3 protein-coding genes are annotated in these 17,584 nt (G+C 61.9%); all 3 read left to right on the top strand.

Going from position 1 to position 17,584, the window contains the following annotated elements:
• Positions 1-49: 49 nt before the first annotated feature.
• From C7S18_RS08005 to C7S18_RS07995, 3 genes are read left to right on the top strand one after another with little or no spacing between them, the layout of a single operon-like run.
• Positions 50-9,568, top strand: coding sequence for a hybrid non-ribosomal peptide synthetase/type I polyketide synthase (locus C7S18_RS08005; RefSeq protein ID WP_106891061.1), 9,519 nt, complete (start codon positions 50-52; stop codon positions 9,566-9,568).
• The gene (locus tag C7S18_RS08000) at positions 9,565-12,984 is read left to right on the top strand and encodes a non-ribosomal peptide synthetase (RefSeq protein ID WP_106891060.1); all 3,420 of its coding nucleotides are present in this window, start codon (positions 9,565-9,567) and stop codon (positions 12,982-12,984) included. The genes C7S18_RS08005 and C7S18_RS08000 overlap by 4 nt, the downstream gene beginning before the upstream one ends.
• Positions 12,981-17,423 carry a type I polyketide synthase gene (locus C7S18_RS07995; protein WP_106891059.1) on the top strand — a complete coding sequence of 1,481 codons (4,443 nt, stop codon included), beginning with the start codon at positions 12,981-12,983 and terminating at the stop codon, positions 17,421-17,423. Before C7S18_RS08000 ends, C7S18_RS07995 begins: the two co-directional genes overlap by 4 nt.
• Positions 17,424-17,584: the final 161 nt, after the last annotated feature.

Genomic DNA, 17,584 nt, shown 5'->3' with positions numbered 1-17,584 from the left:
GACAACACACAGGGGAGCCTCTTTGTCGAACAACTGCGAGAACGCAAGAATGGAAAGTGCACGCCACAGCGATGAAGTCCTGCAATCAGTCGCCATCATTGGCATGGCCGGACGGTTTCCAGGCGCCGAGACCATTGCTGATTTTTGGCAAAACATCGCCAATGGCATTGAGTCTGTGGAGGATCTGGATGAGGACACGCTGCGTGCACTCGGGGTCGACGCGACGACCCTGGCCGACCCACGCTACGTTCGTCGTGGCAGCCGCTTGCGCAACGTTCGCGGCTTTGATGCGGCGTTCTTTGAAATTGCGCCGCGTGAGGCCGAGATTATCGACCCGCAGCATCGCCTGCTGTTGGAATGCGCCTACGAGGCCATTGAACACGCCGGCTACAATCCGTTCGGCTTGCGCGGCAGCGTTGGGGTTTACGCCGGCGTCGCCCTGAGCGACTACCTCCTGGCCAACGCCGTGACCCAACCGGATTTTCTGGCCAGTGTCGACGGCATGCAGTTGCTCGTGGGTTCGGACAAGAGCTACGCGTGTACCCGCATCTCGCACAAGCTCAATTTGCAAGGTCCGAGTGTCGCAGTCGATACCGCGTGCTCGACCTCTTTGGTGGCAGTCCATATGGCCGCCAAGGCGTTGCTTTCTTACGAGTGCGATATGGCGCTCGCTGGCGGCGCCAAGGTTGCGGTGCCGCATGGTGCAGGCTATGTCCATCAACCCGGCAGCATTCTCGCTCCCGACGGATCGTGCCGGCCGTTTGATGCCAGCGCGGGTGGCACCGTGCACGGCAGTGGCGTCGGCATGGTACTGCTCAAACGCCTCGCCGACGCATTGGATGACGGCGACACCATTCATGCCGTCATTCGAGGGTCTGCGATCAATAACGACGGCGATCGCAAGATCGGGTTCACCGCGCCGAGCATCCAGGGACAAGCCCGCGTGGTGGCACAGGCCCTGGCAATGGCCGACGTGGACCCGAACAGTGTTGCCTATATCGAAGCACATGGTACCGGCACCAGTCTTGGCGACCCCATCGAGATCGCCGCGCTGACCGAGGCGTTTGTTCAAGGCGACTTCAGCAAGTCGACGCGCATCGCAATTGGCTCGCTGAAAGGCAACATTGGCCACTTGGACGTTGCGGCTGGCATCGCGAGTCTCATCAAGACGACTTTGGCGCTGAAGCATGAAAGCATGCCACCGAGTGTTGGATATCGGCGACCGAACCCCGAGATCGACTTCGCGGCCACGCCCTTTTTTGTCAATCAGACACTTAGCAACTGGCCTGAGTCCAAACCACGCCGAGCCGGCGTCAGTTCCTTCGGCATCGGTGGCACCAACGCTCATGTTGTCCTGGAGCAGGCACCAGAGCTGACGCGCGCCAAGGATCAAGGCGATCGGCCGTGGCATCTGCTGCGCCTTTCGGCCAAAACGCCAGAGGCTCTGGAGGCTTCGCGCCACCGATACATTGAGTTCCTGACTCAGGTGGCCAGCGACGCCACGCCCTCGGTACCGTTCGCCGATATTGCCTATACGGCCAATGTCGGACGTGCTGAATTTCCGCACCGTTTGACCGTGTTGGCGCGCTGTGCAGCCGAGGCCGCAGGCGCTCTGGCCGACGCGGAGAGTCCGCTGCGGCGACAAGGCGTCTGCAACCAATCCTTCGCCGGTCGAACCGCCTTCCTGTTCTCGGGACAGGGCGCGCAATATCTGGGCATGGGCAAAGTGCTCTATGACACGCATCCGCCATTCCGAAAGCGGCTCGATGCACTGGCCGTCATGATGGCCGACCATTTGCCCGTCCGCCTTACCGACTTACTGTTTGGCGACGATCGCGCCACGCTGGACGACACCACCTATACGCAGCCCGCCTTGTTCTCGCTGCAGATGGCCTTGGCGGAAACCTGGCGGGATGATTTCTCCGTACGCGCCGATTTTGTGATCGGTCACAGCGTCGGCGAAATCGCGGCCGCATGCTTTGCCGGTCTGTTCTCCAAAGCCGACGGCATGCGCCTGATTTGCGCACGCGCGCGCGCCATGGCTGCAACAGCGCCTGGAGCCATGCTGTCGCTGCCCATCACACCCGAAGCGGCGAGGCAACTTGTCGCCGAGACCGACCCAGGGCTCAGCGTCGCGGCCATCAATGGCCCGCGAAGCACGGTCGTTTCTGGTTCCATTGCAGCGATTGCAAACCTGCGCCAGCATCTGGAGCAAACCGGCACCCCGTTCGTGGCACTGCCGATGAACCGCGGCTTCCACTCGGCGCTGATCGACGCCGCGTTGCCAGCATTTCGCGACGCGCTGGCGGGCATCGCGTTCCTGGAACCCAAGCTGCCAATCGTCGCGAACGTCAGCGGCCAATTCGAGAGCGCGCGCATGCGTTCGGTCGACTACTGGCTGGCGCAGGCGCGCGAACCGGTACAGTTCGACCAAGGCATGCAGCGGCTGTTCGAACAAGGCGCGACCGCATTCATTGAGATTGGACCCAAAGCCACTCTGATCAAATTGGCGCGCACGATGTCCAGACCGACATCGCCGGACCGACCCGAGCCACTGTGGCTCGCGAGCTTCGATCAGCATGGCACTGACTGGCAGACGCTACTTGCCAGCATCGCCGCGCTGCACATTCAAGGTGTAGCGATTGACTGGCAGCATTTTGACGCGCCCTATTTGCGCCGCCGTGCGAGCCTGCCCACGTACCCGTTTCAACACCGTGATTTTTGGTGTTTACCCGATGTCGTCGCGATGCCAAAGGGTTCAATCAAACCCCAGAGCGCGGTCGCGACCACCAGTAGTCACGATGACGCCAATCCGGTTGGTTCCGAGATCAACGTGGAGGCCAAGCAGATACCGGCCGAAACGAACCCCCTGCTGCAGCGCGTCGGCGCAATCTGGGCTGACTTGCTCGGAGTCGCGCAAGTAGCAGGCAAGGACGACTTCTTTGCACTAGGCGGGCACTCCCTTCTGGTCGTGCAGATGATTGCGCAGATCGAGCGCGAGTTGGGTATTGCTGTGCCGATCCATGCGGTCGTGCAAAATCCCAAGTTGACCGAATTCGCGACGACGCTCGAACACTTGGCGCAAGGTGGCGTGGCGCCGGAAGTGCTGCCAGTTGTCGAAGCCGACCCCAGCAATGCATTCGAACCGTTTCCGCTGGTCGATCTGCAACAAGCGTTTTTCCTGGGGCGCTCGAACGAGTTCGGTCTTGGTGGCGTCTCCACGCATCTCTACTTCGAACTCACGCCGCCAGCATTCGACCCAGAACGCTTCGAACGCGCCTGGCGCGAACTGATCGCGCGTCACCCCATGTTGCGCGCGGTGATTCTGGACGAAAACGAACAGCGGGTGCTCCCCGACGTTCCGGCCTACATCGTGCAACGCTACGACTACCGCGACAATCTCCCAGACCTCGCTCGGCATCTGACGCAGTTGCGGAACGACATGTCGCATCAAGTGCGCCCTGCCGATCAGTGGCCGCTGTTTGATGTGCGCATGACCCAGGAGAGCGACACGCGCTGGCGGGTGCACTTCAGTATCGACCTGCTGATGCTGGACGTCCGCAGCAACCAGATTCTCTTCCGCGACCTCGAATGGCTGTACCGTGGCCGCTACGATATGTTGCCGGACCTGCCCGTCTCGTATCGCGACTATGTGCTGGCTCGAAACGCCATGATTGGCGGCGAGCGCCAGCAGAAAGCGCGGGCCTATTGGCTCGAGCGCGCGCCGACGATGCCTCTGGCGCCGAACCTGCCGATGATCGCGAATCCGAGCGAGTTGCATCAGCCCAGCTTTTCGCGCCGGCTGAAGCTCATCGATCGACAACGCTGGCACCGCCTGCGCCGACGAGCGCAGGGCATCGGCGTGACGCCCTCTGCCTTGCTGATGACGGTTTACGGCCTGGTAATCGCCCGTTGGAGCAAGCGACCGGATTTCACCCTGAACGTCACGCTGTTCGATCGGCTGCCGCTGCATGCATGCGTCAACGAACTGGTGGGCGATTTCACCACACTGACCTTGATGAGCATGGACTACACGAGTGCCATGTCCATCAAGGATCGTGCGCGATTGGTGCAACGTCAGCTCTGGCGTGACGTCGAACACAGCGCATTCAGCGGTCTCGACGTGTTGCGCGAGCTCACGCGGCTGCACGGCAATGGCGAGCAGATCACCATGCCCGTGGTGTTCACGAGTGCCCTGCCATTGGACGCCGACCATGGTCAGCCCATGGACGGCCCGTCACTCTTTGACGGCATGGAAGATGGTCACGCGATCTCGCAGACACCGCAAGTCTGGATCGATCATGTGGCCTCTGAGGAAGACGGGCAATTGGTATTGAGCTGGGATGCCGTCGACGCGATTTTCCCGGCTGGGATGCTGGACGACATGTTCGGTGCCTATATCGACACGGTGACGGCACTGGCTGATGGCGACGAACTTTGGCTCGGCACGCACATCGATCTGCTTCCAGATCGACAACGCCAGGTCAGGACCGATGCGAACAGCACCACAATGCCATTCCCCGAAGTGTCGTTGGCGACGTTGATCCATCGTCACGCCGAGCAGGCGCCCGATGCCGTGGCGGTGCTGTCGCGCGAGCACTCGCTGAACTATCGCGAGTTGCTTGAACGGGCGTCGTATTTTGCGAATGAACTGGAGCGCCAGCAAGTCAAGCCCGATGAGCTGGTTGCGGTGCTGATGGAGAAAGGTTGGCAGCAAGTGGTCGCAGCGCTCGCCATTCAGATGGCAGGCGCTGCCTACATGCCCATTGACGCACACCAGCCAAAGGATCGTCGACAGCAGCTGATCGACCTCGGACATCCGAGAATTGCCCTGACGCAGCCACGCTTTGCCGCGCTGGCCGACGAGCATCCGGAACTGATGGTCCATGTCGTCACCACGGATCCGACAGAGCGCGCCGCGATCCGACCGCCATCGATCCGGTCCAACCGCGACCTCGGATGCGTGCTGTTCACGTCAGGGTCTACGGGCGTTCCGAAGGGAGTGATGATTGAGCATCATGCGGCCGCGAACACGATGGTCGATGCGATCACGCGCTTCGGCGTGACCGCATCCGATCGCGCTCTGGCAGTGTCGTCGCTCAACTTCGATCTGTCAGTCTTCGACCTCTTTGCGATGCTCGCCGCTGGCGCCGCGTTGGTCATACCGCCCCATGACACGTTGAAAGACCCTGCTGCCCTGACCGCACTCGCGCGCGAATTCGACGTGTCGATCATCAACACGGTGCCAGCACTGATCGACATGATGGTTGATCACTTAGAAGTGTCCAGCAGTGCCATGCCAGCTGCGCTCCGGCTGATCATGATGGGTGGTGACTTCATCCCGGTCACATTGCCCAATCGAATCTGGAACCTCGCACCGACCATGCAGATCCAGAGCATGGGTGGACCGACCGAAACGGCGACGTACTCGATCGTGTATCCGGTCACGCACGTTGATCTCGCTTGGCCGTCCATCCCCTATGGCAAGCCCATGCACAACCGGACATGCCATGTCCTGGACACGAATCTCGACGACAAGCCTGAATGGGTGCCTGGTGAGATCTGGATCGGCAGCGATACCGGCAATGCGCGTGGGTACTGGCAGGATTCCGAGCGAACGGCAGCGAGCTTTGTTCGCCATCCGCGATCCGGCGAGATGATGTTCCGGACCGGGGACCTTGGCCGGTATCTCCCGGATGGCAATATTCAGATCCTGGGGCGCTGCGATTTTCAGGTCAAGGTCAACGGCTATCGCGTGGAGCTCGGCGAGATTGAAGCGCTCCTCGGCCGCGACCCCGCAATCCGCCGGGCAGTGGTTGCGGCCAAAGAAGTGCACGCGGGCCAAAAGCAGGTCGTTGCCTATCTCCAGTTTCAAGACGAAGCAGACGACGGCACGATCACAGCCCGCATCGCCGAACTGAAGCAGCGATGTCAGGCGGCGCTGCCCGATTACATGGTGCCTGCGTACTTCGTCGTACTGCCGACCATGCCACTCAGCCCGAACGGCAAGATCGATCGCAATGCGCTCCCAATGCCAGCCGCAGAGTCGAGCGTCGCCACTCACGGTGACGATCGCGTTGCCCCGCGTACACCGCTGGAACACCAAATCGCCGAGATCTGGCGCTCGGTGTTGGGCCTATGCGACCTCGGCGTTCACGACAACTTCCTGGAACTCGGCGGCCACTCGCTGATGGCCGCGCGTACCGCAACCCGGCTGCGCGAGGCCCTATCGGTTCCGGTGGCAATCCGGATGCTCTTTGAGCACCCAACGGTCGCGACGCTTGCCAATGCCATTTCGGCCCTTCGGCCAGAGCACAGCCTGCCCGCAATCACGCGACAGGAGGCGGGCACTGGTGAGGTCGCGCTTTCGTACGCGCAGCAGCGGCTTTGGTTCATCGATCGTTTTGAGCACACCACGAACGGGTATGCAGCGGCCTACAACATGCCACTCGTACTCGACTTGCAAGGCGTGGTCGACGATGTCGCGATGCAGCGTGCACTGACGGGCCTCCTCGCCCGTCATGAGGTCCTGCGCACCGCGATTGTCGAGGTTGGCGGCAAGCCGGTCGCGCAAGTCCTCGAGGCGCCAGAACTCCCTTGGCGCGCACTGCACCTGCCCACGGGCGAACTCCCCCAATCTTGGGTGAACAACGTTGTTTCGGCTGAAATGAACACCCCGTTCGATTTGGCTGAAGCGCCGTTGATCCGTGGTGTCCTGCTGCACACCAGTGCCACGACGCACACCCTGATCATCGGCATGCACCACATCGTGACCGATGCCTGGTCGGCTGGGCTGATGCTTGCCGAACTGCAGTCCTTGTACCGTGCCGCGTGCCAGCAAGTGGCCCCGACGTTGCCCGCCTTGGGCACTCAATATGCCGACTACGCCCGCTGGCAGAAGCACGTCTGGGATCAGGGCTTGATGCAGGCCCACGAAACCTATTGGCTCACGGAGTTGGCCCAGTTGCCGGCCCCTTTGCAGTTGACCACCGACGCGCCAAGGCAAGCGACCAAGAGCTACGCTGGCGAAGCCATTCCTTTCAGCGTGGATGCGGCGCTGAGCGAGGACATTCAGCGCTTCGCCACCAATGAGGGCGCGACGCCATTTATGGTGTTTCTGAGCGCCTTCGCGTTGCTGCTGAATCGCTATGCCGGCGCTGATGACATCCTGATTGGCACCGACGCGGCCAATCGCTTTCCACAAGAAACGGAGTCCATGCTCGGCTTCTTCATCAATCAATTGGTGATTCGGACCGGTATCGATCGCAACGGCAACACGCAGCAATTGCTGCGCACGGTGCGGGACAAGACGCTCGGTGCGTACGAACATGAAGCGATGCCATTCGACCGTTTGGTGGACCGATTGCAACTCGCGCGTGACCCAGCGACGACACCGCTGTTTCAGGTCAAACTGAACATGTTGTCCGTCGCGGATACCGAACTCGACTTCGAGGGCCTGACCACCAGTCCGCGTCCCCATGAGTTCAATACGGTCCAATACGACCTAGTCCTGACGCTGAAACCAGACGGATCGCAATTCCTCGGCACCCTCCAATACCGTTCGGCGCTCTTCGCACGTCCGCGCATGGAAGCTGCCGTGACGCATCTCCTGCAACTGTTGCGCGCCATGCTGGCCGCGCCGACCAAGCGCCTCGGTGCACTCGACTATCTGACCGCCGAAGCGCACCACAACCTGCTCGCGTCCTATCCGCCCACGCAGACCTACGCACAAGCGCTGAGCATCGATCAACGGGTCAGCCAGATCGCGTCAACACAACCAGCCAGCATGGCGCTCTCGGGCGCCGGCCTGCTGACCTACGGCGAACTGGATCGCCAAAGCAACGACCTCGCGGCGTGGCTCAGTCAGCGCGTCGACGTCGGCCAGCGCGTGGCGCTCTATCTCGACGTTGGCGTCCAGCAAGTCGTTGCAATCCTGGCCGTGCTGAAAGCGGGCGCAGCCTACGTGCCACTCGACCCGCACGCGCCCGCCGAACGCATACAGATGATCTTGGATGACTGCACGCCGGCCCTGGTATTGAGTGATCAATCAACGCTGACTGAGCATCCGTTGCCGGGTCTCGAGTCAGCAGTGATGCTGGACGCGTTGCATGCCGAGCCTGCACCACTCTTTCAGTCGCGGGCATTTCCTGAGCTTCCGGCTTACGTCATCTACACGTCCGGCACTACCGGTAAGCCAAATGGCGTAGTCATCACGCATGCGCACGTTGGTCGCTTGCTCGACGCCTGTCAGGACGCGTTCCAGTTCAGTGCCAACGACGTCTGGACGCTGTTCCACTCGTACGTGTTCGACTTCACCGTCTGGGAGCTCTGGGGATCGCTTTGCTATGGCGGGCGGCTTGTGGTCGTGCCGTATTGGATCCGGCGCGCGCCGCAGGACTTCTGGAATCTGCTGATCGACGAACAGGTCACGGTGTTGAATCAGACGCCGTCAGCGTTCCGACAGCTGGTTCGCGCCGCCACGAGTGACGACGCGCCACGCAATCACGCGCTCCGGTGGGTCATCTTCGGTGGCGAGGCGCTGGAGTTGCAGAGTCTGCGGCCGTGGTACGACCGGTTTGGTGACGCCGCACCGCGTCTCGTCAACATGTACGGCATCACTGAAACAACCGTGCACGTCACCCGGCGCAACTTGACAGTGGCCGATCTGAACGGTCGCGGCAGCGTGATCGGACCACCCATTCCGGACTTGGGGCTGTATCTCCTGGATTCCGAAATGCGCCCGGTTCCGGTTGGTGTCGATGGCGAGCTCTATGTTTCGGGCGCTGGCTTGGCACCTGGCTATCTTGCGCGCCCCGCCTTGACTGCCCAGCGATTTGTCCCGAATCCGTTTGCGACCGCTCCAGGCGCACGCCTTTACCGTACGGGCGACATCGCGCGGCGAACCATTGATGGCGAGCTCGAATACGTCGGGCGCATCGACCATCAAATCAAGATTCGTGGCCATCGCGTGGAGTTGGGTGAGATCGAGTTCCATCTTGCGCGCCACCCCGATTTGGCCGAGGTGCTGGTACTCGGACACATGGATGGCCACGGCCACGTTCAGTTGATTGCTTATGTCGTTGCCAAGGCAAACGCCAGCATGGATATTGCCGACCTGCGATCGTGGCTCAAGGACCGTGTCCCCGCCTACATGGTGCCCAGCGCTTTTGTATTGTTGCCAGCGTTCCCGCTGACCATCAATGGCAAGATCGACCGGCGTGCCTTGCCAGCCCCCGATCTCGAACTACAGGGACGCGCGGAATACGTCGCACCCAGTACCGACAACCAGATTCGGCTCGCTAGCGTTCTGTCAGCGCTCCTCGAACGCCACCAAGTCGGACTCGACGACAACTTCTTCGAGATGGGCGGACATTCGTTGCTTGCAACCCAACTCGTGGCCCACATTGCACACGAATTTGGGGTCAATCTGGCCCTGCGCACAGTCTTTGAGCAACCAACCGCTCGTGGTCTGACGACCCAGATCGAGTCCGCGTTGTTGATGAAACGCATGAGCGACCCGTTGCCAACAGATCGCATTGAAGATTCCGAAGAGGAGTTCCTGCTGTGAATCTTGATCAGACCATCGCGCACTGTGCCAGACTGGGTGTTCGACTCGCCTTGACGGACGACGGCAAGCTTCGCGTCAATGCGCCCTCGGGGGTCCTGGATGACGCGTTGCGCGCAACACTTGGCCGCCACAAGGATGCCATCACCGAGACGTTGCTCCGCCAGCGCGCACTCGCTGCGCCAACCCGGGCGGACAAGGCTGAACGGTATCCACTCTCGCATGCCCAGCGCCGTCTTTGGATTCTGGATCGCATCGAACCCGGCAGCAGCGCCTACCTCATTCCAAGCGCGATGCCGCTGCCAAGCGACATCGATGTCGAGACGCTGTTTGCGGCCATTCGAGCCATCGCCCGAAGACACGAAAGCCTGCGCACGACGTTCTGTCAGGTCGACGGGGTGCCCTACCAGGTCGTTCATGACCAGCCGTTGCTGGATCTCGCCTGCACCACCCTGCCCAATTCGGCCGCACCCACTGAATCACCCGAGTCCGTGCTCACAGAGGCGCTGGCAGCGCAAATGCAGTCGGGCTTCGACCTGGAGCGCGGGCCGCTCTTTCGGGCACGCGTCATTGATGTCGGCGCCGGTCAGCGAGTCCTGTTTCTGGCGATGCATCACATCATTGGAGACGGTTGGTCCAACTCGATCTTTCTGAATGAGCTGCACCAGCACTATGCCGCGATTCGCGCGGGCCAGACCGCTGCCGATCTGCCGCCGTTGGGTCTGCAGTATGTCGACTATGCAACGTGGCAATCGAGCCGTCTCGACGGCCCGAATCTGCAGCGACTGCTCGACTATTGGCGACCGCAGCTGCAAGCGGCACCGATGCTGCAACTGCCGACCGATCGACCACGATTGCACCATCCGACCGCACCCGGCGGACTGCTGCAACATCACTTCCCGGCTGATCAGACGGCGGCGCTGCAGCGGCTCGCCAAGCAACGCGGAACAACCCTGTTCACCGTGTTGCTCAGCGCCTTCTACGTCCTGTTGAATCGCCTCTCCGGGCAGCATGATCTGGTCATCGGCACCGACGTCGCGAATCGCACGCGCCGGGAGTGGGAGCCGCTGATCGGCTTTTTCGTCAACCAGTTGGTGCTGCGAGCCGATCTCTCTGGTGCCCCCACTTTTGCCGAGCTCGTAACGCGCGTTCACGGGCTCACTCAAGATGCCTACGCGCACCAGGACATGCCGTTCAACGTACTGGTCGAGCATTTGGTGCAGGCGCGCGACGCGAGCGTGTCGCCGTTCTTCCAAGTGAAGTTCATCATGCAGAACACGCCGGGCGCCACAGCGACCGATTCCGCCGCCAACATCACCCTGCCGGAACGCACCGCGAAGTTTGATATGACCTGGTCCATGAGCGAGGACGCGCAGGGCCTCATGCTCGATTTGGAGTATGCGTGCAATCTGTTCGATCGAACGACTTTTGAGCGCTGGTTGGGACACTACTCCGAACTCCTCGCGCAAGTGATCGCTGCACCGGATGCATCGATTCGCACCTATCTTTTGGATCCCGCAGGTCAGCAGGTACAGATTGAGCGGGCGCGGCGCGTCACCCAGTTTCCTGCCGAAAGCGAGACGATCGGGCGCTATGTCGAGCATTGGGCGGCGCATTCGCCCGCGGCGATTGCGGTCCAGTCGGGTTCAGCTTCGATCAGCTATGGCGCCCTGAATGAAGCCGCCAATCGCTTGGCGCGACACTTGCGCGACTGGGGCGTGGATCTGGAAACCCCCGTCGGCGTCTGCATGGATGCCTCGATCGACTACGTGGTGGCCGTGACCGCAATCAGCAAGGCTGGGGGCGTGTTGGTGGCTATGGACCCCGCCTATCCGGAGCAACGACTGGCGCAGATTCTGGACGCAGCGGCAATGCAGGTTTTGCTGTGCCAGAGTCAACATCTCGACCGACTTCCCGCGTATCAGCTCAATTTTCTCGGCGTCATCAAGACCGACACCGACGCATCCGAGTGGTCAACGCAGTCCGCCGAAAACCTGTGCTTGCCAACCCATCCCGACCAGCTCGCATATCTGATTTTTACGTCTGGAACCACGGGCAAGCCAAAGGGCGTCATGGTTGCGGCCAGCGGGATCGGCAATTTGGCACGCGCCCAAGCGAAGACCTTTTCAGTAGATGCCACCAGCCGCGTCCTGCAGTTTGCGTCGATCAGCTTTGACGCATCGATCTGGGAGTTGTTGATGGCGCTCGCGCAAGGCGCAACGCTGGTCGCAGAACCGCGGCCGACGCTGATGCCAGGCGCTGATCTGGCGCGTGCGTTGGCCCAGCACCGAATCACCCATGTCACGCTGCCACCGACGGCGCTGTCCGTGATGTCTCCGACTGCCGGAGCATCCTTGGCAGCGTTAGTCTTGGCCGGTGAGGCCTGTCACGACGAGCACGTCCGTCCTTGGGCGCGCATCACGAAGTCCTACAACGCTTATGGGCCGAGCGAGACGACGGTTTGCGCCAGCGTCGAGTCCTATGCGATCGATCGCGGTGGGTTTGCCGGCTCAATCGGTCATGCGATCGATGGCTGCGGGCTCTATGTGGTTGATGCGAGTGGCAACTTGGCGTTGCCATTGGCGGCGGGCGAACTGTGGATCACTGGTCCGGCCGTTGGTCGCGGCTATTGGAACGATCCGGCGCAAACCGCGCTTCGATTCGTGCCCGACCCCTTTTCCGACATCGCCGGTGCGCGCGCGTACCGCAGCGGAGATTCGGCACGGACACAGCGTGACCACCGCGTCGAGTTCCTTGGTCGTCTCGACAATCAGGTCAAGATTCGCGGCCACCGCATCGAACTCAGCGAGATTGAACGTGCGTTGCTCGGCCAGACTGGCATCAGCGCGGCAGTCGTCATCGCCAACGGCAATCCGGCCGAATTGCATGCCTATGTCGTCACCACGAGCGGCCTTCTGGCCGATGAGCCGAGTTTGAAGAAGTCCCTGCGACTCGCAGTCCCGGAATACATGATTCCGCGCACGGTAACCACGGTGCCGCGTATCCCCACCACGGCCAATGGCAAGCTCGATATGGCCGCACTGCCTACACCCCACCGCGAACGCAGCCACGACGCCGGTATGGCGGACAGGTCACCGCAACAAGCGCTGATCGCTGGAATCTGGTGTGAGGTGTTGGACATTGATGCGGTCGGGATCGATGACAATTTCTTCGATGTCGGCGGTCACTCCTTGCTGCTGATTCAGGTGCAGGACCGCATGCAACAGCGATGCGGCTTAGCCCTCTCGGTCGCTGACCTGTTCAAGTACCCAACCGTCCGTGATCTGGCCAATCTGCTCGCGCCGGATCCTGCTCTGGAAGCGGCGCCTCTGTCCGATGACCGAATCGCCCGCAGACAGATGGCGAGTCGGGACCGTGCCGAGCGACGCCAAGCCCGCCCAGTCGGAGCACCGACATGAGTCACACCGACAATGCAATTGCCATCATCGGCATGTCCTGTCGATTCCCGGATGCCGATCACCCGCGCGAACTCTGGCAGAACCTGTGCGCGGGCCATGAATCCGTTCGCCTATTCACGGCCGACGAACTCCTTGCCGCCGGCGTCCCCCGCGAGCAGATTCGCGATCCCGCGTACATTCCAGCAGGCTGCGTGGTTCGCGACATCGACGCCTTTGATGCGGCGTTCTTTGGCTTTACCCCCCGCGAGGCCGAAATCCTCGACCCACAACAACGCCTATTGCTGGAGTGCGCCTATCACGCTCTCGAAGATGCGGGATACGCGCGCGTTGACCAGATCGGCGACGTGGGCGTGTACGTGGGCGTCTCATCCAGCAGCTACGCCCAGCAAGTGCTCGCAACGCGCCCTGATGTCATCGAGGCGATGGGCGTCATGGCGCTGACCATCGCCAACGACAAGGACTTCGCGGCGTCACAGATTGCATACCGCCTCGGCCTGACCGGACCGGCAATCAGCGTCGCGACGGCCTGCTCCACCTCGCTCGTCGCCATCCACACGGCTTGTACCGCCCTGCTGAATTTCGAGTGCGACGTGGCTTTGGCTGGCGGCGCGAGCATCAAGGCACAGCAAGTCGAGGGCTATCACTATCAGCAAGGTGGCATTTTGTCGGCCGATGGCCATTGCCGGCCGTTTGCCGCTGAAGCCAGTGGCACGATCAGCGGCAGTGGCGCCGGCATCGTCACGCTGAAACGGCTGGCTGATGCCGAGGCGGATGGCGACACAATCTACGCAGTCATCGCCGGATCGGCGGTGAACAACGATGGCGCTGACAAGCTCGGCTTCACGGCCCCCAGTGTCCGCGGCCAGGCACGCGCCATCAGAGAAGCCCTGGCAATCGCCCGCACCGACCCGGCAGAGATCGGCTATGTCGAGGCACATGGCACCGCCACCCCACTGGGCGATCCGGTGGAGATCGCGGCATTGACCGAAGCACACGGCAAGAATGCAGCATTGCCAGCCTGTGCGATCGGCTCGATCAAGAGCAATTTCGGGCATCTCGATGCCGCCGCAGGTGTTGCCGGACTGATCAAGACGGCATTGGCCGTGGCCAGCGGAACCATTCCGCCCAGCTTGCATTTCGCTACGCCGAATCCTCAGATCGGTCTTGAGCGCACACGCTTTTTTGTCGCCAATCAGACCCAGCATTGGCCGCTCTCTGGGGCTCGGTGCGCCGGTGTGAGTTCGTTCGGGATCGGCGGCACCAACGCTCATATCGTTTTGCGCGAGTGGGAGCCCGGCCAAACGGCCGCGTCGACTTCGCGACCCGCGCAGTTGATCGTCGCTTCAGCGAAAGATGCGGCAACGCTGACGCCGCTACAAGAAGCGCTCGACCAGGCCCTCACCGCCAGCGACCGGCCGATCCTCGCGGACGCGAGCTTTACGCTGATCGCTGGCCGTCCGGCTTATCGATTCCGGGCGGCGCGTGCATACGACTCCCAATCCAACCTCGCAACGGGCGACTGGATTCAGCGTGAGGCCAGAAGCGATCTGAAGGTCGCCTGGTTGTTCCCAGGTCAGGGCTCACAACATGTGCAAATGGCCCGGGATCTGTATCTCGAGGAGCCGGTGTTTCGAGACACGGTTCAGACGCTTTCAGCATGGGTTCGTCAGCACGCCGGCTGGGATCCGATCGCTTTGCTGTATCCAGACGAAGACGCCGACCAGCAACAAGCCGAGGCAGCGCTCAACAACACGCGCTATACGCAGATCGCATTGTTCATCGTCGAGTACGCCATGGCGCAGCTGTGGCGCTCGCTGCGCGGCGAGCCCGACCTCATGGTTGGTCACAGCCTCAGCGAGTATGTGGCCGCCTGTGTCGCTGGCGTTCTGGAAGTCGAGGACGCGCTGCACTTGTTGGATGCGCGCAGCCGCATGATTGCCAGCTTACCCAATGGCACCATGGCGAGCGTGCAGATCGACGCGCCGTCGCTACTCAGCCAGATGCTGACTGGCGTGGACCTCTGTGCCGAAAATGGCCCCGAGCATTGTGTGATTGGCGGCCCGACCGAGGCCGTCGCCGCCATGCTCGCACGCCTAGCCGGCAGCGGCATCGAAGGTCGCGTGCTCGACGTCTCGCACGCCTTTCACAGCGCCATGCTGGATCCGATCCTCGACGAATTCCGCGCATTGGTTGCGCGCACGCCAAGGCAAGCACCGAAGCGCCAGTATCTGTCGTCCACCACCGGACGTTTGGTGACCGAGGCAGAAGTCTTGGACCCCGATTATTGGGTGCGCCACCTGCGCGAAACGGTCGCATTCAGATCGGCCATGGAGACGATCCGCGGACTCCCCGACTCGTGGATGATCCTGGACCTGGGGCCATCCGGCACGGCCGCCTCGCTCGCGAGAGTCAACGGCGTCACGATGAACCGAGTCGTTCGTTGCTTGCCACGTGACGGCCATTCCGGCAGCGCCCGAGCCACTTGGTTGAATGCCGTTGGCAACGTTTGGGCGGCGGGCAAGGATCTGAATCTGGAAGCGCTGCACGCTGGCGAAACCCGGCGCAAAGTCCGCTTGCCTGGGTATGCGTTTGCGCGCACCAGACATTGGCTGGAACCGGGTGATGCCCAGCAATTGCCGCCTCCCCGCATGAACGCCGCGGCTCTGCCCCTGTTCACGTGCAACTGGAATCGCGATTCCAAGCCGGCGGCGACTGTGAAACCGGTCAGTCATCGACTCGTGTTCGGCGAGTCATTCGAAGCGGTTGCGGAGTGGCTGGATCACCGCGACCGTGCACGCATCACCCTGGTGCAAGCGGGCGATACCTTCGCCGGATTGAACGGTGCCTTCACCATTCGCCCGCAGGTGGCAGAAGACTACCAACGACTTTTCGCGGCGTTGGCCGTGGACGCCCCGCCTGTCGATCAGATTGTTTTTGCCTGGCCGCTGCAACACACGGCGGCATTCGTGCCCGGCTCGAACCTGCTCGCCATGCAATGTGCGCTCGCCCACTTGGTCGCGGCGCGCAAACGCGCTGCCGCATTGGCCCCAACCGACTTCGTCATGCTCGTTCGACGTGCATTTCAGGTCAGTGGCGATGACGTGATCAACCCAAGCCAACGTGCGCTGGCTGCAATGGTAACGGTGCTGGCACAAGAAGAGCCGGACTGGTCGTGTCGCGTCATCGACCTGGGTAATCAGGTCGATCCACGCGCGCTCCATGCTGCACTTGGCGGCCCGACCGATTCGCCGATCGTCCCCCTTGTCGCACTGCGCGGGCGCTTCCGCTTTGTTCCCACGTTCGCGCACGCTGAAGTCGCCGCGGCGACAGCCGAAACGGATTGGCACGGGAAAGTGGTGGTCATTACGGGCGGCGCCGGCCAGATCGGTTTGGCTCTTGCCGGCATCTGGGCCAACCGTGGTGCGCGTGTCGTCCTCACCGGGCGACGTGCCCTGACGCAATTGCCCACTGCGGTACAGGACCGGCTGACAGCGCTGCAGCGGCTGAATGATCGCGTGACGTATCACGGCGTCAACTTGTCCGATGTCGATGCGTTGGCGGCGCTTCTGCTCGACGTCAAGCACCGTTACGGGCACGTCGATCTGTTGATTCACGCCGCAGCGAACATGGACCACACTGGTCTCGGGTTATTGGCTTCTGCCGATGCCGAGAGTTTTGAACGCCACCACCTTGCCAAGATTGCCGGAACGGCAGCACTGGTATCGGCAACAGCCGCCGCGAACGTCGGCAGTGTCGTGCTGATGTCGTCACTCGCTGCGTGCCTCGGCGGCATCGGGATGTCTGCCTATGCCGCAGCCAATGCATTCATGGAAGCTTTGGTCGAGGGGCCGATGAGCGCGTCGCGCCCGGCACAATGGTATGCCATTGGCTGGGATGGTCTGAGTGCCGACCCGGCGGTGGCGGCGCCGTTCAGCAGCAAAGACGTCGCTAGCTTGATCGAACAGGTGCTCGGCACTGAGGCGCCAGGCGTCTACCAGGCTTCGCGTGAGGACATGGACTCTCGCTGGCGGCAGTGGGTGGATCGTGGCCTGGGCAAGACCCGCACGCCGACACCACCAAACGTCGATCGGTCAGGATACGTGGCGCCTGCAACCGACACTGAGCGCGTCATTGCAGCGGCGTTTGAGGAACTGATTGGAACCAAACCCGTCGGCGCCAAAGACGACTTCTTCGCACTGGGTGGCGATTCGTTGCTCGCCACACAGCTGTGCTCGCGGCTTCGAAAGCTATGTCAGGTGGATTTGCCGATCTCCGCCATTTTCGAGCACGCCGTGGTTGAGCGGCTTGCTGCGTACCTCATCAGTCTGCAAGCGACATCCGTGATTGGTGACGCGGAGGTCTTGGATCTGGTCCGCGAACTTGCGGATCTGGACGAATCTGCGCTCGAAGACCTGTTGAACGCGCAAGAAAAATCATGACCAGCGCGGGCCTCAACTGTTGCAGTTGGTCCGCACAAACGCCCAGTGCCCGGGCGCCCATGAATCATCGTGGCAAATGTCGCATTGAACACTGGCGCGCTGAATCGCCCCGCCTGCCTCTCGGCAGTCGCGGGCCAAGCGTGCCACGAACTATCAGGAAC

The organism is Ahniella affigens (genome assembly GCF_003015185.1).
Classification (GTDB): Bacteria; Pseudomonadota; Gammaproteobacteria; order Xanthomonadales; family Ahniellaceae; genus Ahniella; species Ahniella affigens.
Note: the sequence above shows the minus strand (reverse complement) of the source record. Positions and strands in the feature narration are given on the sequence as shown.

Bases quoted from the DNA above. Each gene is read 5' to 3' on its own strand.
- C7S18_RS08005 (WP_106891061.1), top strand. From the start codon at position 50: ATGGAAAGTGCACGCCACAGCGATGAAGTCCTGCAATCAGTCGCCATC.
- C7S18_RS07995 (WP_106891059.1), top strand. From the start codon at position 12,981: ATGAGTCACACCGACAATGCAATTGCCATCATCGGCATGTCCTGTCGA.